Annotated in this window: 22 protein-coding genes; 5 read left to right on the forward strand and 17 right to left on the reverse strand. The window is 37.8% G+C overall.

The window, feature by feature from the left end:
* Positions 1-41 precede the first annotated feature (41 nt).
* The 6 genes from R2Q84_RS01330 to rpiB form a co-directional block, all read right to left on the reverse strand.
* Positions 42-1,901, reverse strand: a complete 1,860-nt coding sequence (locus tag R2Q84_RS01330; protein ID WP_316814717.1) for a M1 family metallopeptidase — start codon at positions 1,899-1,901, stop codon at positions 42-44.
* A gap of 51 nt (positions 1,902-1,952) precedes the next feature.
* On the reverse strand, positions 1,953-2,258 hold the full coding sequence (locus tag R2Q84_RS01335) for a hypothetical protein (protein WP_316814718.1): 306 nt from the start codon (positions 2,256-2,258) through the stop codon (positions 1,953-1,955).
* 20 nt (positions 2,259-2,278) lie between these two features.
* Positions 2,279-3,628, reverse strand: a complete 1,350-nt coding sequence (locus R2Q84_RS01340; protein WP_316814719.1) for a PhoH family protein — start codon at positions 3,626-3,628, stop codon at positions 2,279-2,281.
* Positions 3,629-3,731: 103 nt separating this feature from the next.
* Positions 3,732-4,373: a hypothetical protein gene (locus R2Q84_RS01345; protein ID WP_316814720.1), complete on the reverse strand. Its 642-nt coding sequence runs from the start codon at positions 4,371-4,373 to the stop codon at positions 3,732-3,734.
* A 705-nt stretch (positions 4,374-5,078) separates the two neighbouring features.
* Positions 5,079-7,373, reverse strand: a complete 2,295-nt coding sequence (locus tag R2Q84_RS01350; RefSeq protein WP_316814721.1) for a c-type cytochrome — start codon at positions 7,371-7,373, stop codon at positions 5,079-5,081.
* A gap of 6 nt (positions 7,374-7,379) precedes the next feature.
* Positions 7,380-7,829: a ribose 5-phosphate isomerase B gene (rpiB, locus tag R2Q84_RS01355; protein ID WP_316814722.1), complete on the reverse strand. Its 450-nt coding sequence runs from the start codon at positions 7,827-7,829 to the stop codon at positions 7,380-7,382.
* Positions 7,830-7,966: 137 nt separating this feature from the next.
* On the opposite strand from rpiB, the gene R2Q84_RS01360 reads away from it, so the two are divergent.
* Positions 7,967-8,686 carry a DUF4397 domain-containing protein gene (locus R2Q84_RS01360; protein WP_316814723.1) on the forward strand — a complete coding sequence of 240 codons (720 nt, stop codon included), beginning with the start codon at positions 7,967-7,969 and terminating at the stop codon, positions 8,684-8,686.
* A gap of 61 nt (positions 8,687-8,747) precedes the next feature.
* On the opposite strand, the gene R2Q84_RS01365 is transcribed toward R2Q84_RS01360, so the two are convergent.
* The 4 genes from R2Q84_RS01365 to R2Q84_RS01380 form a co-directional block, all read right to left on the reverse strand.
* A complete protein-coding gene (locus tag R2Q84_RS01365; RefSeq protein ID WP_316814724.1) occupies positions 8,748-9,023 on the reverse strand; it encodes a hypothetical protein in 276 nt (91 codons plus the stop codon).
* Positions 9,024-9,131: 108 nt separating this feature from the next.
* Entirely contained in the window at positions 9,132-9,620 is a 489-nt protein-coding gene (locus R2Q84_RS01370) for a hypothetical protein (protein WP_316814725.1), read from the reverse strand.
* Positions 9,621-9,720: 100 nt separating this feature from the next.
* The gene (locus R2Q84_RS01375; protein WP_316814726.1) at positions 9,721-9,951 is read right to left on the reverse strand and encodes a hypothetical protein; all 231 of its coding nucleotides are present in this window, start codon (positions 9,949-9,951) and stop codon (positions 9,721-9,723) included.
* A 172-nt stretch (positions 9,952-10,123) separates the two neighbouring features.
* Entirely contained in the window at positions 10,124-10,687 is a 564-nt protein-coding gene (locus R2Q84_RS01380; protein ID WP_316814727.1) for a hypothetical protein, read from the reverse strand.
* Positions 10,688-10,922: 235 nt separating this feature from the next.
* On the opposite strand from R2Q84_RS01380, the gene R2Q84_RS01385 reads away from it, so the two are divergent.
* The 3 genes from R2Q84_RS01385 to R2Q84_RS01395 are packed head-to-tail and all read left to right on the forward strand — an operon-like array spanning position 10,923 to position 13,218.
* Positions 10,923-11,195, forward strand: a complete 273-nt coding sequence (locus tag R2Q84_RS01385) for a hypothetical protein (RefSeq protein WP_316814728.1) — start codon at positions 10,923-10,925, stop codon at positions 11,193-11,195.
* A 12-nt stretch (positions 11,196-11,207) separates the two neighbouring features.
* Positions 11,208-11,882: a response regulator transcription factor gene (locus tag R2Q84_RS01390; RefSeq protein WP_316814729.1), complete on the forward strand. Its 675-nt coding sequence runs from the start codon at positions 11,208-11,210 to the stop codon at positions 11,880-11,882.
* Between the two features lies 1 nt (position 11,883).
* The gene (locus tag R2Q84_RS01395; protein WP_316814730.1) at positions 11,884-13,218 is read left to right on the forward strand and encodes a HAMP domain-containing sensor histidine kinase; all 1,335 of its coding nucleotides are present in this window, start codon (positions 11,884-11,886) and stop codon (positions 13,216-13,218) included.
* 8 nt (positions 13,219-13,226) lie between these two features.
* Here the strand turns inward: R2Q84_RS01395 and R2Q84_RS01400 are convergent, their stop codons facing one another.
* The gene (locus R2Q84_RS01400; RefSeq protein ID WP_316814731.1) at positions 13,227-13,661 is read right to left on the reverse strand and encodes a PepSY-like domain-containing protein; all 435 of its coding nucleotides are present in this window, start codon (positions 13,659-13,661) and stop codon (positions 13,227-13,229) included.
* Positions 13,662-13,797: 136 nt separating this feature from the next.
* On the opposite strand from R2Q84_RS01400, the gene R2Q84_RS01405 reads away from it, so the two are divergent.
* Positions 13,798-14,280, forward strand: a complete 483-nt coding sequence (locus tag R2Q84_RS01405) for a hypothetical protein (RefSeq protein WP_316814732.1) — start codon at positions 13,798-13,800, stop codon at positions 14,278-14,280.
* An 11-nt stretch (positions 14,281-14,291) separates the two neighbouring features.
* On the opposite strand, the gene R2Q84_RS01410 is transcribed toward R2Q84_RS01405, so the two are convergent.
* From R2Q84_RS01410 to R2Q84_RS01435, 6 genes are all read right to left on the reverse strand, one after another.
* Positions 14,292-14,723, reverse strand: a complete 432-nt coding sequence (locus R2Q84_RS01410) for a nuclear transport factor 2 family protein (protein WP_316814733.1) — start codon at positions 14,721-14,723, stop codon at positions 14,292-14,294.
* Between the two features lie 38 nt (positions 14,724-14,761).
* Positions 14,762-16,906: a prolyl oligopeptidase family serine peptidase gene (locus R2Q84_RS01415; RefSeq protein WP_316814734.1), complete on the reverse strand. Its 2,145-nt coding sequence runs from the start codon at positions 16,904-16,906 to the stop codon at positions 14,762-14,764.
* A 69-nt stretch (positions 16,907-16,975) separates the two neighbouring features.
* The gene (locus R2Q84_RS01420) at positions 16,976-18,190 is read right to left on the reverse strand and encodes an MFS transporter (RefSeq protein WP_316815942.1); all 1,215 of its coding nucleotides are present in this window, start codon (positions 18,188-18,190) and stop codon (positions 16,976-16,978) included.
* 303 nt (positions 18,191-18,493) lie between these two features.
* Entirely contained in the window at positions 18,494-19,003 is a 510-nt protein-coding gene (locus tag R2Q84_RS01425; protein ID WP_316814735.1) for a hypothetical protein, read from the reverse strand.
* 13 nt (positions 19,004-19,016) lie between these two features.
* Positions 19,017-19,472, reverse strand: a complete 456-nt coding sequence (locus R2Q84_RS01430; RefSeq protein WP_316814736.1) for a hypothetical protein — start codon at positions 19,470-19,472, stop codon at positions 19,017-19,019.
* 377 nt (positions 19,473-19,849) lie between these two features.
* Positions 19,850-20,383 (reverse strand): ORF6N domain-containing protein, encoded by a 534-nt coding sequence (locus R2Q84_RS01435; RefSeq protein ID WP_316814737.1) that lies wholly within the window; start codon positions 20,381-20,383, stop codon positions 19,850-19,852.
* Between the last annotated feature and the right edge of the window lie 126 nt (positions 20,384-20,509).

Consider the following 20,509-nt stretch of genomic DNA (forward strand, 5'->3'; position numbering starts at 1 on the left):
TGTTGTATTTAGGTCTGTCCACAAAAGTTAACGCCACCGTATTATTTTAGGAGCTTATCAATTGCACGGTAAGTCATCGGATGATAATTTGGTCTCGCTTGTTTATAAATATCCCTGGCTGTCTTTGCACCCTCCGCAGTTGTCATATATTCTTTATACAATGGTATAATGTGCCACATTCTACCATTCTCCAGCAAATAAGCTTTGATGTTATCCTTAGCTGCCGTATAGTGATGGCGGATGGCTAATGTATACCAGGCTCGCTGCAAATCTGTATTCTTTGAATTAGTGAATTTAAATTCAGCATCTAAAGTCGCCATATCACTAGCTTTCAGATCTTCTGGTAGCTGACTAATGAAATACCGTTTTTCATTGCTTGAAACGATCTCCTTGCTCAAGCCTTTCGCTACACCTGTTTTACGCCAGTTCGCTACCAGGACGTCAATTGCTTTAAATCTTTCCGAACTCGAAGCCACTACGTTCGATGGAACACCTGCCCCATATACCCATTTATCTATATTAATTTTAGCCTCCAGTGCTTTATCACCTTTTATTAAATGTTGATTCAAATAGTCTAAAAATTGCTCAGTCGTTAACGATTTAAAAGCATTTGTATCAAAATACCCTCTTAAAAAAACATCGAATTTCTCTCTACCTACCGCAGCCTCGATGGTTTTCAAAAAGTAAAATCCTTTTTCATAAGCAATATCATTCGTTCCATCATCAGGATTTCTACCTGTATAATCCGTTTTTAAATGCGTATCCTTGCTTTCAGCGCCCATATCTTCTACCGTCGCATCAAGTGCCTGCCTCGCAAACACTTCCTGCATTTCAGCTTCCTTACGGCCAAATATCTCTTCATCAATTCTACGCTCAAAATAGTTAGTAAAACCTTCATTTAACCAGAAATCATTCCAGTTAGAATTGGTCACTAAATTACCACTCCAGCTATGCGCTAATTCATGACATATGATGCTAACCAGCGATCTGTCGCCCGCTATAATTGTCGGCGTTATAAAAGTCAGGTTAGGGTTCTCCATACCTCCAAAAGGAAAACTGGGTGGCAATACCAGTAGATCATACCTACCCCAACGATACGGACCATATAATTTTTCAGCAGCATTTACCATTTTGCCCATATCAGCAAACTCATAAACAGCTTTATCCAACACTGATGGTTCAGCATATACACCTGTACGCTCGTCAATGGCCTTAAAAGTAATGTCCCCTACTGCTAAAGCCAGTAAATAAGAAGGAATTGCATGTGTTTGTTTAAATTGATAAACCCCTGTATTGTTCTTTGTCTGCGGATTTTCCGCGCTCATTAATGCCAGCAAATCAACAGGTACTTCCACTTTTGCATTATAGGTAAACCGTATTCCCGGGCTATCCTGACAAGGCACCCAGCTTCGGGCTGCGATAGTTTGCGATTGAGTAAACAGATAAGGTTTTTTCTTTCCCGCTGTTTGCTGTGGATTCAGCCATTGTAACGCACTAGCATCTTTATCCGTAGTGTAATAAATATTTACCAGTTTGGTCTCTGGCGAAATAGCCACTTTGAGTGCCCTACCAAGGAATTCTGTTTCAGGACCAAAAGTAAAGGTTGTTTCTTTTTCGTCAGTTCCCAAAGTCACTTTTGAGACACTTAGCTTACTGTTATCAAAAATAATCTCATTGGCTTTTGCTTTATTGTTTATTGTCCAGCTTGCCTTACCAGTAAGTTTTTGTTTTTCAAAATCAACTTTTAAATCCAGATCCAGATGCTCGACATAGGCTATTGATGGCTGAGCAAAAGAATGTGGATCTTCCGTTTTTTGCTGATCTGTCACTGTTGTTTTTTTATCCTTCTGCTGACAAGATAAAATCATCAGAATGGGAATCATTAATGTTAGTCGTTTCATGAAATAAGATTTGCACCCGCAATCTATACATTTTTTTATTGAAGAAATACCTTATGGGTTACTCACTTCCTGAACGTCTATCAATTCAGGGCCGCCATCAACGGGGTAACCAGCTACTTTTAAACCTTTTACCACCACATTTTTCCCTGCGTAGGTCTTTAAATCAACCTTACTACTTTTCAAGGCATAAGTTGTAGCACCAGAATTTAAAATATGAGTGCCATATTGAAAGGTTGACATACCCAGTGCCTCAAGTTTGCCACCTAAAATCACAAGATTTTGATCCGCGGCAGGCTTTACACCCGAGCAGCCAACTATGGCAAAGCCAATAACTAACAACAATACTATCTGTTTCATGATATGATATTTTTAGATTTTTACAACAAATCGTTGGCTAAATTTGCCAGTTCACTTCTCTCCCCTTTATCTAATGTTACATGTGCATACAAGTCATGATCTTTCGCATTTTCGATTAAATAAGAGAGTCCATTACTTTCCGCATCCAGGTAGGGCGTATCAATCTGATAAATATCTCCTGTAAAAATAATCTTGGTATCCTCTCCTGCTCTCGAAATAATCGTCTTTATCTCGTGTGGCGTTAAATTCTGTGCTTCATCAACAATAAAAAAGATTTTGCTCAGCGTCCTCCCTCTGATATAGGCCAAAGGTGTAATTACAATCTTTTCTGTACTTACAAATTCGTCAATACGTCCCTGCATTTTTGGATCATCATTGTACTGTTCTTTTATAAACCTAAGGTTATCCCAGATTGGTGCCATATAGGGATCTATCTTCGATTTTACATCGCCTGGTAAGAAACCAATATCCTTATTGCTTAACGCAACAATAGGCCGGGTTACATAAATTTGCCTATAGTCTTTCCGCTGTTCAAGCGCACTCGCTATAGCCAATAACGTTTTACCGCTTCCAGCTTTCCCTTGAATAGTAACCAGCTTAATATCGGGGTTAAGTAAAGCATTTACCGCAAAAGACTGTTCATCATTACGTGGTGTTATATTAAATATGGTTTGAGGAGCAACAGAATAAAGTTTGCCCGTTTTAGCATTGTAATAGGTCGTAACCGTTTTACGCTTACCTTTCAAAATACAGAAATGGTTGGCATCTGGCTCTATAATATTGAGTCCGGTAGAATGAATACTACCATCGGCTTTAAGTTGTTTAAAAACCTCATCACCAACATTTGTAAGTACAGCCTTTCCGGTATACAGCTCATCAACATTCTTGATTTTACCGGTCTCATAATCCTCGGCATGCAATTCCAGCGATTTGGCTTTTAACCGTAAACAAATATCCTTAGACACCAGTATCACTCGTTTTTCTGGAAATTCCTGCTTAAGCATTAAAGCGGCATTTAATATGCGATGATCAAACTTCCCTTTCCCAAAAACTTCTTCCGCATCAAACCTATCAGGTTTATGATCCATTACAACCTTAAACCGTCCACTTTTACTGCCATTAAAAGGTATCCATTCGTTCATGATCCGATCACCCGAAGTATTGTCCATTAACCGGATAAAACTCCGCGCCTCCGCATTTCGGGTTTCATTGCCGTTCTTCATGTTATCCAATTCTTCCAAGACCTGGATAGGAATGGCCACATCATGTTCCTGGAAGTTTTTAAAAGCATTGTGGTCGTAAAGGATAACGGAAGTATCGAGAACAAAAATCTTTTGCTCAAAGGAAGGATGTTTTACAGCTTTACTCATGATATATAAAAATAACAAAAAAGATTTGTATAGCTATGGGCAAAAACAATTAAAGCACCCCGAAGAGTGCTTTAACCATTGTATTAATTTGGGAAATTAATGTTTAGAATAATACATAAATTTTAAAGCCAAGGTTACTGAAAACGCCGCTACTGTTCAAATTAAAACTAGTATAATTATTTTCGTAACTACCTGGAGTACTTTGATCAATTCCTTTTTCCTTATTGGTCATATAAAATGCATTTGCAGATAATAAATTAGATTCAATGGCAAACCTGCGAGAAAAAAACCAGGTAACCCCGCCATTTACACCAGCCGAATAAGACCTGGATATCCTATCTGCATTATTAGGATCTTTATTATCAGTTTTCGAATAACTATAACCAACTGATCCCCCGGCAAACGCATAGAGCTTTTTAATAAGTGGATAATAATGCTGATAATTTACGCCAGCACCATAACTCTTAGAATCCCAACCTGAAACACCCCCCTCATAAAAATACTCTTGGTTACCGTAATTAACATCTATACCTAGTTTGGCATTGTCTTTAATAAAAAAGCCGTAACCTAATGTAAAGTTATTTAGGGTTCTTTCATCGGTTCTGATTATTCCAGTTTGATCCCGATAATCAGTTTTACTTTTGTCGGTGGTGATTCCAAAGCCGAGCGCACTGGTTCCCTTGGTCTGGGCGTATCCGCATAGGGATGCCATTACTGCAATAGCAGTTAAGATTTTGTTTTTCATTTGTGTATTTGTTTTTAAGTGTTAATCCTAAGATATGAGTAATAATTATCTCATTAGAACAATACCTTTCAAATTGAGTAACATATCAAATACAAACAAAAAATAATCTGAATATCAATTAGATAACTTATCTACCAGTAATCAAAAAAAATAATGTAATTAATAATTTAAGGTCAGTTACGAAATGCCGGACCATTTAGATATTCTGGAAAGTAAATATAGGATTCGTGTAAAAAAAAGAAAACGGAGACTCTCTTCTTTCGATTCAAGTTCTCCGTTTCCACCTTTCTTCAAGCCGTAGCTTTAAGAAAAGCACCAATTCGATTATATACTTAACATTTCGTAGTATTCTTAGTTCCTAAAAACTTTGAACCCCGTCTAAATTATTCTCCTGATCCTTTCCGTAGAATGTGATCATTTGCTGTAATGTCTGTCCTGACTACAATTCACCTCCGTATCTTCTCGACATCGGCGCGATTTAAATCTTCTTCTCCGTTTCCTTTGAATCCGATTCGTATTGTGTCTTCGAAATTTCCAGAGTCTTTTGCCCGGAGGCTAAGTATCTCTTTTTAGAACATTTCTTCAGACTGTCAAAGTACTTCGTAATTGATAGATCTAATTTACAGACAATTAGATCAAAAAACAAATATATTTAGATTTATTTTATTAACATGTTATCAACCTCTTATCAACAGTTTTTCCACATTAATTAAGCCTGATTTTATCTAGTTCTGCAACGGTAAACGCCTTTTCTCTCCCCTGATTATGTTTACGCACTTTTCCTACTTCATCAATACTAACCTTATCCGCATTATTTTGCCATGAACCACGGATAAAACTCAGCACCTGGGCCACATCATCGTCTGATATTTCCTCACTATGTGCTATACCCGGCATATCAGCAGATATTTCAGGGGCCTCATAAACATGTCCATTAATCTTTATTGGTCCGGTTAATCCATACAACACAATTGAAATGAGTTTATTCTTATCGCCAGTTACCCATTCTGATTTGTTTAACGGTGGAGCCAGCGAACTGATTCCATTACCATCAGCAGCGTGACAAGTCTGACAGCTCGATGCAAACAAAGCAGCACCTTTAGGAAATTCCTTATTCAATAGATCCGGATCCCGGTTCTTGCGCGTATTTCTAATCCTTGTAATCAATTTTTTTAGCTGTTTATTGATGACAACATTTGTATCAGGAAGCACTTCCATAATCATATCAGCAAAAGATTCCTCTCTATAGGTAAGGTTACTTAGCACAGCACTGGAAACATAAGCATCCTTCGGATACTTCTTTAACAGCGCAATCAATAGTTCCTGAGCTGCATCAGCCTGATACGGTTTTAGATATTCAGCCACAAAAGCGAGGTATGGGGCAATTTTGGGATCGCCTTTTTCAAGCAACTGCTCCAGTAGAGCAATGTAATACTTATGTGAACCGGCATTAATTACCGAAGGCAAAACACTTAATGCCTGTATTTTAACAGCAACATCCTCCGACTTCAATAAAGTAAGCACCTCGTTCGTCTGTAAAGCAGAAAGTCCTTCAAGTACCCACATAGCATGGATAACCATTAAAGGATGAGCATGATTAGTAATTGCTTTCCTCAAATACGGAATAGCCATTTTATATCTGCCATCAATTAATTGCTGTTGAGCCATGTCCCGCACAAGTCCATTTTCATGGCCGAGCAACGCAACCAAGGCTTCCGGATCAGCACTAAACTTAACTGCAGACAATGCTTTACCCTTTGGAACTACTTTATAAATCCTTCCACATCCCAAAGGCTCAGTAAGCTTTCTTTTCAGTATCTCATCCTTTAAATAAGGAGTAACATAAGTTTTATGCTGTATAATACCCCGGTACATGTCAACCACATATAAAGCACCATCAAGACCGTTATACAAACTTACCGGCCTGAAACGTTCATCAATACTAGCCAGGAACTCTCTTCCTTTATAAGCCTGTTCACCAGTTACAACAGTGCCCCTCTCCTGAAGTATATTTCTTTTAATTAAGTTAGCCGTAGGTTCGGCCACAAATGCATTGAATTCAAATGCTGCACCAAAGAGATCTCCTCTGTAAATCACCGGTCCACAAGCCGCAGTAAAATTCTTTAAGCGTAAACTATCATCTAAGACATCTGGCATGTATCCCCTATTTACGCCAGGTGTAGGACGCATCGGATACACCCTGTTATCATTAACTGTTCTTTCTTCATACCCTTCTACATGCTGCATATTTGGATTCATTGCACCAAAACCAGGAGTAAAATAATCACCTATGAGGTTGGTGGAGTTGTCGTTATAATACAACCTGCCATAATTATCCTGACTAATCCCCCACTGCCCTCTAAAATGAGTCTTCTCTATCAACCATTGCTTTCCTTTTTTACGGTACCTTTTGGTCGACTTTGCATTATAAATCCAATTGTCTATTGCACGCAACAGACCGTTTGGCTGATGTTCCACATTCCCGGCTGCAGCATATTTAGCGTCTACCAGCGTTCTATTGCCCGGTTTATCACCCTTAATTTCATAAAACCATAAGTTTGGCGATTCTGCGACAAGAATCCCTCCTTCAACCAGGCATATAGCCCTGGGTAACACCAATGAGTCCAAAAATACTTTTCTGGTATCCATCAAACCATCACCGTTTTTATCTTCCAGGATTACGATTTTTCCACTGGGTTTATCTTCTCCTTTTCCATAAACATCAGGCATATATCCAACCATTTCCACCGCCCATATACGACCTTTTGTATCAAATGTTAAGGCTACCGGTGCCGTAACTAAAGGCTCGGAGGCGACCAGTTTCACTTCAAAACCATCTTCTACTTTCATTAGTCTTATCGCCGCATCAGCAGGTATTACCGGAGATTGTGTGGTGTCGGGGAGAATTATATTGCTGGCATCGATGTTTTTTTTATGTGTCTGACATTGGTACAAGCTAAAAACAACAAGGGCTAGAATCGCGTAGACGTATAACTTCATGCAGGCTTACAATTCATTATTTTCCAATGATGTTATCTTCGCCAGTCTTTTGACATGTCGTTCTTCGCGCGAGAATTCAGCACTTAAAAATGCAAAAGCGATATCTTTTGCCAATTCAACACCAATGACCCTTTCTCCCATACAGAGAATATTTACATCATCGTGTTCTACAGACTGATGTGCTGAATAAGTATCATGACAAACCCCAGCTCTAATACCTTTAAATTTATTGGCAGCTATGCTTACACCAACAGCACTGCCGCATACAAGAATACCTTTTTCTCCTTTTTTTGTTATAATTGCCCTGGCAACATCAGCTGCATGATCCGGATAATCACTGGGCAGCTCAGTGTCTGTCCCTAAATCGATCACCTTATAACCTTTTTCCTGTAATGCCGCAACCAGTACTGTTTTATATTTAAAGCCAGCATGATCTGAACCTATTATTACCTTCATTATATTCTTTTTTACTAGTGAAACTGAGGTGTTTCTTTTAAATGCTCTAATGTAACTACATTTTTTTTAATTTTATTGTAGCGTTAGCATGACATTCTACGTCTTTATTAAAGTTAATTTCACAAACCCTAATCATTATGAACATGAACAACTTTACCACGTCACTTACACGAAACTTTAGAAAACTAGGTGCATTAACGTTATTTTCAATGGGAACTTTATTGGTGCAGTCCTGCTCAAAAAATGAAGTTCAACAACAAGAAGTCGCTTTTTTAAACATTACTAATACCTCACCTACAACAGGTACATTTAATATATATGTAGACCAAACCAAGACCAATACACAAGGAGCTGTTGATTTTGGTGGAACATTAGGTTATATGAGACTAACACCGGGCAATCATAGCGTTAAATTCACTACTGCCAGTAGCACTGAAAGCCTGATCACTAAAAATGTGACTTTAGAAGCCAATACTGCAAACAGCCTGTTTTTAATTGACAGAGGAACCAATCTGGATTTCCTAACTATTAAAGATGAGTTAGGGAATGTAACTTCCACAAAAGCCTTTATAAGATTCATTAACCTTTCACCTGGTGCACCGGCATTTAATCTGGCTGTTAAAGACGGTAATGTAATCGTATCTGACAAAGCATACAAAGCAAGTAGTGCCTTTATTGAAGTTGAAGCTAAATCTTATGTACTTGAAATTAAAGACAAAGCTACATCAGAAACGAAAGTAACTCTGGAGAGTTTTGAATTTAAAGCTGGTAAATCTTATACTGTTATTGCTACAGGATTATTAGAGCCTTCCGACGCAGAGCGTTCACTTGGAAGCAAGATCATTACCAACCAATAAAAGAAATCTACCTATGAAGAAAAGGGTGCAACCATTTAATATGGACTGCACCTTTTTTATTTTATCCGTAAGTTTCGTTACAATACAGCTCACTCCCCTGAATATCTCCATCTGCATCCAGCCAGATGTCAAATGAATTGTCATTATCTACAAAAATACTCAGGGGTACAATAAAGGTAAACCCTCCCAATTTTAATATTTTTTTCAATGTTACTTCGTCTTCAACCCATTCTGACATCATCATATCATCAGCTATACCTGGTATAATAGACACATCTATATATAAAAAGTACCAGCGTATAGCAAGGTCATTCAAATCTTCTTCATCCCAATCCATAACAATAGTGATTTAGTATTTAGGTACAGTCCTATTTGTAACAACAACGATACACACAAAAAAGTTTGTCATAAAACACCGCATCATTAAAAAACGTTATGCGGTGTGCTATACCCGAATTGAATGCAGATGATGGGTATTAGAAGGAAATTTCAGGATAACCTCAATCAGCTTATTAAAACGACTTTTTATTGCCTTATTAACCTGTCCTATGACTTTATTAAACTTATCAACGACCTCCTGGAAAAGCTTTTTTTCTTCCGGCGTTTTTGGCGTACGGAATACAGTTTCAAAATAAATTGTATCCATTTCGCGATAAATTTTCAAATGTTTATCAGCATGATGTTCATTCAGATAAGTTACAATATGATCAATCAACTGGTCATAATGATATGTCCTTATATGATCTTTACTTATGGAGCGCGGAACACTAAAATCCGAATAGTTATTTAACTTTAGTTTATGTTCGGGAACCACTGTACCTTCAAAATCGATCATATATGATCCATCATTAGCATTAACTTCCCTGATAAAAGTAAATACCTGATCACCTTCCTCTGTTACATAAATAACCCTGGTAGTTGGCTCGAATTCCATAACATTCAGTTTTTAAATGTTTAATAATTTAAAAACAATGTTGACCCGAAATTGATTTGAGTTCCTAAAAAAAGTGATACCTGCGTAGGGATGTCGATTTTTATAGTCGATACCGGAGCTTGATATTTCTTGCTATTGCCTTCAGCAAGTCAGGTTGATCACCAACCGTTGTATCAGCGGCATCCCAATCACCTTTTAAATTACGCGAAAGTGAGTATTCTACACCACTGAGGCTAATCTGAATCGAACTAGTTTCTTTTGTTATTGATTTCGTTAAAACAATGTAGGTATAATCCTTTTCCTCAAAGGTGATGCGTAATGGTAAACTCATAATGCAAATATAGCGTTGAGATCACAATTTTATTGTGTTGTTAGAAAAACAATCTGTTAACTTCGTTAGAAAAAAGGTTAAAACCCGCTGCAAGATCCTATAACAAAAAAGGGTGCACATTTTAACATGTAGCACCCTTTCGGTTTTAGTGTGTGTTTATTAATCTCTATTTTTAATCTCTATCCCGGCCACGCCCTCTGTGGTCTCTGCCGCCATGACCATGATCATCACGATCTCTACCTTTTTTCCATTTTCCATGTCCACGATCATTATCCCATCTGTCATGTCTCCTGTCATTATCTCTCGAATAGTATTTTTTCCCATGTCCGTAATGTGGATGTCCCTTTACAACATAGTACCTTGAATCATCGCTGTATCTGATTACCCTCTGTCCTCTATAATTTCTATATCTTGAATAGTGTCTTCTGTCGTAATCAAAGTTCCTGTAAGAATCCACCACTACTTTATAACCGCCGTAGAGGTCATAACCTCTGTATCTCGAAGGTAAAGAAGCCGAAAACCTCCACCTGTTACCTTCCATATAAATAAACTGACGTCTAGGCACATGATAATAACATTCGATATCAGGCATATAATAATAATCTACATAATCATAGCCGACCGGTCCCCACAAAGGCTGTGAGCCAATATTTACATTTATACTCACCTGCGCCTCTGCCTTGAATGGCATCCATCCTAATATACCGAGCATCCCTAATAAAATTAATCTTTTCATAGCCTTGTTATTTTAATGTTTCATTTGTGTGTTGTTAGGTCAAATCTCCACACCGAACATGAAATCAACATGAATTTTTTAAATTATTATTCTTTTTATTTTTCATGTTAATTTCATGTTCAGTAGTCAACTTTGTATCAATCTGTGTGGCGCAGATTATAATAGTACACCTGTTCTTATAATTAGGGTGCGTTAGTTTGCCTCCGAGGAGGCAAACTTTCCATATATTTACATCATGAGCATAAATCGTTTATTCCGATCCATTACAGCTGCACTACTTATAGTAGGACTTCCATTTGGTGCTTTCGCCACTAACATCACTCCTATACGTATAAAGTCTGACGTTGATTTTTTTCAGGATAAAAAAGGGAAAAAACAAGACCGTGGCAGAGACAGTAAGAAACCTGAAGTAAAAGAAGTCCCTCAGTCCCGCCGACAAGAGAAACCGGGAGAAGTTAAATCAGACAAAAAAGGAAAATCTGATAAGGATAACAGAAGAAGAAACTAATTAATTACGTGCATGAAAGTTTTGATTGTTGAAGATGAAAAAACACTGGCGTATGAAATGGTAGACTTCCTTAAAAAGGCTTTCTATATATGCGACCTCGCCCATAACATTAAAGACGGAGTTGACAAAATGGAGATGAACAGTTATGATTTCATCTTACTTGATCTCGGTTTGCCCGATGGTGATGGCCTTACCTTATTGCCAAAAGCAAAAAAACATAATCCGGATGCTGCATATATCATTTTAACAGCAAGAGGTAACCTTGAAGACCGCATTACCGGACTGGATCTGGGGGCAGATGACTACCTGCCTAAGCCCTTCTCCTTACTTGAATTACAATCCAGGATGCAGGCCATTGCACGTCGTAAATTTAATGTTAAAGAAGAGTTGCTTCCACTTGGAGATTTTAAACTTGATCTTCAAAAAAGATTTGTGCTCTTCAATGAAAAACAAATCGAATTGTCGCGTAAGGAATTCGACCTGCTCAGTTACCTCTTCCTGCATAGCAACCGTGTGCTTACCCGTATGCAACTTAGTGAACATATCTGGGGTACTTTTGCTGACGATGATTATGACTCCAATTATATTGACGCCCACATCAAAAACATAAGGAAGAAATTAAATGCCTGGGCACCTGCAGATTTTCTGGAGACGGTACGTGGTGTGGGCTATAGAATAAAAAAGTAAAGTGAAATTATCATCAAAACTAATCCTGTTTATAACCGGCTCGAAATTAGCCGTTGTATTGCTGTTTATCATATCATTACCTTTTCTGATCGACAGTATCGTTTCTGAATACACCAATTATTCACTGCGCCGACAACAGGATAAGGTAATTAATGTGGTACAGAAAAACGGGATAAACCATTACCTTCAGGGTGATGACAGCTATGGTAGTTATACCATGTTAAAGGAAGAATATATTGCTTTAGAACCAGCAGCTGTCGGTGTACCTGTAGACACCATAAAAACTGAACGTCGAGTGGTGGAGAGGGACACACTCACCTACAGAATTTTGATGCATACCTTTAATTTCCAGCAAAAACCCTACCTGCTCGAAATTGGCAAGACCGTTTCCAGTATCAATCAATACAACAGGCCCTTACAACGTATTGCTTTATACGTATTAATGGGATTAATTGCACTTAGTTTATTGTTCGACCTGCTCTTCACCCGAATGCTCATCAGGCCGCTTGGAAAAATTATCAAATCAAAACTAATCAATAAAAAATTCCCTTTTAAAGACCATACTTCTCCGGTACTGACCACCACCTATGATTTTAAGTACCTTGATGCTTCGTTAATATCTTTAATGGACCAGATCAATGAAGCTTTTGAAAAGGAACGTGAATTTACAGCCAATGCATCACATGAACTAATGACGCCAATTAGCATCCTTCAAAATAAAATGGAGAACCTGCTTGGCGATGAACAACTAAGCGATGCGGTGATACTACGAATAGTAGAAATGATGAAAACGCTGAACAGGCTAAAGAAAATTTCAAACTCATTGCTACTCATCTCCAGGATAGACAATGAACAGTTCGTAAAGTCTGACACCCTGAAACCAAGCGAACTTATAAATGAAGTAGTTGAAGAAATAACCCACCGGTTGGAGGAAAAAGAATTAAGCATCACATTGAACCTGATGTCGGACTTATCTTTAAATCATGTAAACAAAGACCTGTTGTTCCAGCTATTTTATAACCTGATTAACAATGCGATTAAGTACAACGTTACAAAGGGAAACATTACAATTTCCGACCAGTTATTAAATAGATCCGGATATCAGATTACGATCGCAGATACTGGTATTGGGATTGCTGTTGACGAGCAGCCTTTTATATTTGATAGGTTCAGGAAAACGAATCTTGCAGAAAATGTAGGACATGGGCTAGGTCTTTCGATAGTGAAAAGTATTTGCTTATACCATGGAATAGAGATTAAAGTAAGCTCTGAAGTAAATAAAGGCAGTATATTTAACCTTACTTTTCCTTCAGAGCTGTATAGTGGAGCTATTTAAAAATAGTCTTATAATATCCTGTTCACAATAGCTCCTTTACTATCTACCACTATATTTTTCTCCTGGGTAAGTGTTTTTAACTCAATTTTGTAAAAAAACTGTTTACCAACCTCGTATTTATCAACGTCATCAATCCAGAATCCTTTAAAATTTTGTTTTAAGCTATTGGCTACTGCCGCCGGAAGCTCTCTGGATTTAATTTCCTGCTTATGTTTAACAATAGCGCCTTTACTATTTATCCAAACCTCATGGTCTCTGCGTTCAACATCAAAATCAGCATTGTAAAGATCACCTTTCATTTCCCACTCTACCTTAACAGCTTTAGGAAAAGCTTTATTAAATGAGTTCATGACTACGGCTGGTACGCTGCTTACCGGAATATCCTGTGCATAGCTTAAACTTGAAAAAAGCAGGCAGGCTGCTAAAAATAATCTTTGTTTCATAAGAAATTGTTTACATTAACTGATATCATTGTCAGATACAAAACAACCTGAGGGTACATTTGTTTCATCCGATAATTGAATTAAAATGACAGTAATATTTAAATAGAATCAGATATTAGCAAACTAATCATCGACTATGAGAAAACTATTCCTTGCACTGATCGTCACAGCTTTTACATTAAATGCCAATGCGCAAAAACCAATCGTTGGAACAGATATGCCTAAGGCAATATTCTACAAGGCCGATGGCAGTAATTTCTCAACTGACTTAATTCCTAAAGGGACTAAATCAATGATCATATTATTTGACGCAACTTGTGACCATTGCCAGAAAGTAGCTACCAATATATCTAAAAGAAGTAAAGAATTAGAGAATGTAAACCTTTATATGGTTTCACAGGATGAATTTCGCTCTATCAATTATTTCATGGACAACTTTGGAAAACCATTGAAAACCATGAAAAACGTCTCCACGCTACAAGATCGTGATCATGTTTTCATCCCATTGTTTCATCCTAAACAATATCCTGCGTTGTATTTATATGGAAAAGAAAAGAAACTGGAGTTCTATTCAAGTGATGAAAGAGATGTCTCCAGGTTCTTTAGTCGTTTAAAATAAGTAAAGGGCAACTAGTAGCTGATTTTAAAAGAACGTCGGGCCAGTAATTTCCAGTCCTGGGTTCTTTTTTCCCATACCAATACCACACCCAGATTAACTTTGGCAGGAATCCCCCCATCATTGGTATTTCCTCTTAAAAGATGGCGTACTATAGCCGTATTACCAGCTATGGTAATGGCTACTTCCGATAGTTCAATAGTTTTAAAGTCTGATGTCTTAGTAGACAAAGCCGTAACGAAAGCCAACTTATCTTCAATATGTCCGTTTGAATGCCCATAAGTCAGATCATCCCAAACAAGGTTCTCCAGATCAGCTTTATTCCCGCTAATCATTGATGCGCGTAGTTTTTCAGTTAATTCTGCAATTTTAGTTTCGTCCGTTGATTGTGCCGAAGCAAGTGTACTCATAAAAATAAATGTAAATAAGATGATGGTTCGTTTCATGATCTGATATGTATTAACAGACCCAATATAGTTATAAATTATTGCAGGCTTTTGTATTCAAGTCCCATGTTGTAAAACATAAATGCCCATTTATCGGCAATTTCTTCAATCGCCTTATCTGTAGGTTTTCCAGCACCATGTCCTGCATTGGTTTGAATACTAATCAATACCGGAGCAGTTCCCCCCTGATCTTTCTGTAGTGTTGCTGCGAATTTGAAAGAATGTGCAGGTACCACCCGATCATCATGATCTGCCGTGGTAACCAAAGTTGCAGGATACGCCACACCTGATTTTAAAGCATGTACTGGTGAATATTTATACAAATAGTCGAACATTTCCTTCGAATCCTCAGAAGTTCCATAATCATAGGCCCAACCGGCACCAGAAGTAAATTTGTGATACCGCAACATATCCAGCACACCTACTGCCGGGAACGCTACTTTAAATAACTCCGGACGTTGTGCCATCACAGCCCCAACCAGTAAGCCGCCATTCGAGCCGCCCATTATAGCCAGATAATCGCTGGAAGTATACTTTTCACGGATCAGAAATTCAGCTGCAGCAATAAAATCATCAAATACATTTTGTTTTTGCAGCTTGGTTCCCATAAGGTGCCAGTTCTCGCCGTACTCGCCCCCCCCTCTTAAGTTAGCTACTGCATAAATCCCTCCCTGTTCTAACAGTGCAAGCACAGAGGTACTAAATGCTGGAGTAAGGCTCACATTAAAACCACCATATCCATATAAAACTGTAGCATTTTTACCGTTTAAAGGGATATCCTTTTTATAAGTGATGATCATAGGTACTTTTGTACCATCTTTTGAGATATAAAAAACCTGCCTGGATTCGTACATCAGCGGATCAAAATCAACACCGGATTTTTTATATACAACAGAGTTACCTGCAGTCACGTCATATTTAAAGATTGTGGTCGGATACACATAAGAAGTAAAGACATAAAACAGCTCCTTCTCCTCCCTTTTACCACTAAAACCTCCTGCGGTCCCTAACCCTGGAAGTTCAATTTCATGTTCCAGTTTACCCTCCATATCATATTGCAGAACTTTGCTTACTGCATCCACAATATAATTAGCAAACAACTTTCCTCCGCCTACCGAAGGTGTTAAAACGTTACTTGTTTCTTTAATCAGTTCCTTCCAGTTAGCAGGTTTTGGATCAGCTGCGTCTACCGTAACAATACGTCCGTTAGGTGCCTTTAAATTCGTATAAATGTATAACTTACTATCTCTGTTATCTATGATTGAATGATTCTGATCAAAACTATCGACAACAGTAATAATTGCGGCATTCGGATCTTTAAGATCTTTAATATAAAGCTCATTACCTGAAGTTGTATTTGCAGCCGAAATGATCAGATAACGTTCGTCTTCCGTAAGATCAGCACTAACATACCTGCGTGGTGTTTTTTCTCCGCCAAACACCAGTATATCTTCCTTTTGAGGAGTACCTAATTTATGGAAATATAATTTGTGGTATTGGGTTAAACCAGATAACTGACTACCGGCAACAGGTTTATCATAACTCGAATAATAAAACCCATCATTGCCCTGCCAGGCTATACCCGAGAATTTAACATCTGTAAGCGTATCACCTACAATTGTTTTATCTGCTGTTTTCATGACCACTACACTTGTCCAGTCCGACCCTCCGGCAGAAAGCTGATAAGCACACAGGCTCCCGTCTTTCGAGAAATCAATACTCGACAAAGAAGTTGTCGCGTCTTTAGAAAAGGAATTCGGGTCTAAAAAAATCTCGGGTTCCCCTCCTTCTAACTGACGGTACAATACACTTTGATTTTGTAGTCCTGTATTCTTATAGAAATAAGTGTAAGCGCCTTCTTTAAAAGGCTGGGAATACTTTTCGTAATTCATTAAATGGGTCAAACGCGCCTTAATATCGTTGCGATAAGGGATTTGGGCCATATATTTCTGAGTAACAACGTTCTGTGCAGTTACCCATGCTTTTGTTTCTTCAGATCGATCATCTTCAAGCCAGCGATAAGGGTCAGCTACCTCGGTGCCAAAATAATCGTCTTTTACAGCAATTTCTTTCGTTTCTGGATACTTCATTATAGTTTTTCCTGGCTGCGTTATTTGAGCATTAGCCAGTATCGGCGATAATATAGCCAAAAGTAGTAACCCTTTATTGGTAATTTTTTCCATAATTCAGATGTTTAAATACTAATTACTGAATTATAGCAAGTTACTAAAAAAGATAAATTTATTATTCCTCTATGCAGCTATCGCCAGTCTTTTATTCCTTGAAATGAGCATCCATGCAAACAGGGCACCAGTTAATGCCATTAGCGTTCCCACTGCAACTGGTGATGTATAACTATAACCAGCAGCTAAAGGTAAACCACCTAAGAATGCACCAAGTGCATTACCGATATTGAAACTGGCCTGACTAACAGATGCGGCAAGCATCTCTGAGCCTTTCGCTGTTTTAATCATTAACATTTGTATAGGCGCCGCTAATGCAAAAGCAACTGCACCGGTAACAAAGGTCATAACCAATGAAAGTGTCTGATTCGTAGAGATAAAATGTACGATAAATAAGGTGATTGCCATGGCAATCAGTAAGGAAACTGAGGCTTTAGCAGGAGAAAATTTATCAGCTAATTTACCACCGATAAAATTACCTACCAACATTCCCAATCCTGCCAATACTAAAATGTAAGTAATTGAATCTGCTGAAAAACCAGCTACATCTGTCAATAAAGGTGCAATATAACTGTACCAGGAGAACAAACCACCTGTTCCGATGGCAATCATAAGGATGATCAGCCATGCTTCAGGAAGCTTGAAAAACCCTAGTTCTTTCTTCAAATCCCTGTTTTTGGTTGCCGGAATTGCTGGCATCCATAATTTTAAACTTAACAACGTAATCAAACCTACAATAACGATGATGACAAAAGTGTATCTCCAGGAGTAATTGTGACCAATAAAAGTACCCAGGGGTACACCAATTACGTTTGCAATGGTTAAACCGGCAAACATTAATGATACTGCCTGAGCTTCTTTTCCTTTTTCAGCAAGCTTACTAGCTACAACCGACCCCACACCAAAAAATGCACCATGAGGTAGACCAGCTAACAAACGTGCAATAAACATGGTGGTATAATCAGGAGAAAATGCTGAAAGCGCATTAAAGGCTACAAACATTGACATCAAAGCCATTAGTATCTTTTTTGGAGGATAGCTACCTGCAATGGCAACCAATACCGGAGCACCAATAACCACGCCCAATGCGTAAGCGGAAATTAGGTGACCAGCTTGCGGGATGGTGATGGCTAAATCCTTAGCAATATCTGGTAACAAACCCATCATTACAAATTCTGTAATGCCAATACCCAGCCCCCCAAGGGTTAACGCAAGTAAACTTTTCTTCATTTTCCGTATCGTAGTTAGTGTAAAAAATACACTATACAAAAGTAGACAATAAATCGACGCTATTTCGTCTGTTTAAGGTAAATTTTAGGTTAATTATCAAACAAAACTCCAATGTTCGATAGGAAACCAATGGAGTTTCTGTTAGTTTTTGGTCTGTGTTTGTATGTTCCTGTTCTGAGTTTATATTTACCTAGGCATTAACTTATACTTAACAGGGCATTACTAGGGCCTTAGTAGGGCTAAGGGGTAAAGCAAGGCCCTAGTAACGCCCTACTAAGGCCCTACTAACACCCTAGTAAGACCGAAGGCAGAAACTCAGGTGAATTAACTCTTACGAAATTTTTCACAGTGTTTTTTTCAAGCATTAAAATCTTTCTGTCGGAAGAGGTGATTTCTATAATAAGTTGGTATTTGCTGTTCCAGCATCCTGCTCAATTTTGCTTTTGTACAACACATAATTGTAGCTACATCTGTTTCATTAATCGCCATAAGCACAACTCCTGCAAAAGCATAATACTCATTTATATCCTTTAAAGTCAGCAACTGAATACCTTCAGTCATGCCATGAGGCAGTTGCTTGTTCTTTCTGCGTTCTTTAACCAACATTTTACTGATCGTAAAATGGCAGGCCCAAATAAGCATTTTATTGTCTTCCGGCCAATGACTTGCAGAGTTTTGCCATAGGTTATGCATTATTGCCTTTAATTCGGCTAGTTTTGGCTCAGCTCTATTTTTGCTATTATAATTCAGGAACTTAATTAATTTACCAATATGATAATGGTACCGCTGGTGTTTAGGTTTTTCGGCTTCGATGATCTCCGCAATCAGCAATTCATCATCTTCTGGTTTAATCTGGGTCGTTTCCATATAGTTCTCGGTTTTAATTACTGTAAATCAATTTTTTGCTTGCCTGAACAAAGGCTTTCGGTTTAAATTCCTTACAAGCGAAAGCTTTATCTCTAATTTTTTGCGCAGTTTGTAAGGCTTCTTTTTCAGATACAGCCATTACATAAACGCAAATTTGTTCTTCTTCAAAGAAGTAATGTCCGTTAACGGCCAGTTCCGATCGTTCTAAATCATTCACGAGAGAAATAACGTAGACATCATTTTGCCAGTTCAGCTGGACAAAAAAGCAGTCTTTAGTGATGTTCGTGTAAAAGCCCGGATTAAGGCGGCATTTCACAATTTGCCCATCACTGTATGTTCTAAAGCGGTTTAAATAGGCCTTAGCTGCATCTGCATCATCAAAGGCTACATGTACAGGAATATCTGACTCGCAGCTTGGTTCCAGAATAAAAAAGATAGTTTCGCAATTTTCTTGCTGATTGAGTTTCATATTATTGTTTTTAAGAATTAATAATATGAGTCCCGACGGGGATTTAGAAAGAAGCTTGACGACCTGTTTTAACTATAAATAAGTTAAATGAAGATGCACTATAGCGGACTCTAAATACCGTCCCTCTGGGCTTCTCACGGCCTGGCAAAACGGATTAACAATAGAGCCCATAACGCTATAGTGCACCTTCAAAAGTACAATAATATTTGTTATGGGCATTAACCTATTGTCTCGTTTGCGAAAGTGTGAGAATTCAGAGGGCGAGACTCTTTAATTAATACCTCATTTAAGAAGTAATCGATATGTTATTTTAATTTTCTATTTCATATAGTGGATTTGAAGGTTTATAATTTTGTATTTAATTTACTATTCTATTCTCAGGGCTTTCCTGATACTTTGTATCCTATTTGCACTCTGGGATCATCATTCTTATCTACAAATTTGCTCAGATATGTAAATAACAGTTCTATTTTCTGGTCTTGTTTCATCATTTGCTTTTCAACCTGTTCTACTCGTAAAAAAACATCCTTATGTGCCAAGAGGAGTTCCCTTAATTTTGTATAAACACGAATAATGTGAATATTGACTTGAATAGCACGATTACTATTTAAAACACTTGATAGCATAGCAACACCTTGTTCTGTAAAACAAAATGGCATATATCGCAATCCTCCGCGCCCTTCATTTGAGGTGCCAATCTGGCACCTCAAAGCTGCATATTCATCAGGAGACATTTCAAACATGAAATCGTGAGGAAACCGTTCCATATTCCTTTTGACCTGCCGTTTTAATTGTTTTGTTTCTACACCATAGAGTTCCGCCAAATCACTATCCAGCATTATTTTCTGGTCCCGAATAATGTAAATTTTATTCAAAACAACTTCATCTGGAATGCCAATAAGTTTAGTCATAATTTCATGGTTTTGCCTGTCTTTATTCCATTACACCGAAAATGTAAGTTAATGCCTTTGAGCATTCAAGTTAATTCAAAGGTTATAATAAAACTTATAATAATAACAATTTATTTATCATAAAAT

The sequence above is a fragment of the Pedobacter nyackensis genome, from assembly GCF_032678475.1.
Lineage (GTDB): Bacteria > Bacteroidota > Bacteroidia > Sphingobacteriales > Sphingobacteriaceae > Pedobacter > Pedobacter nyackensis_A.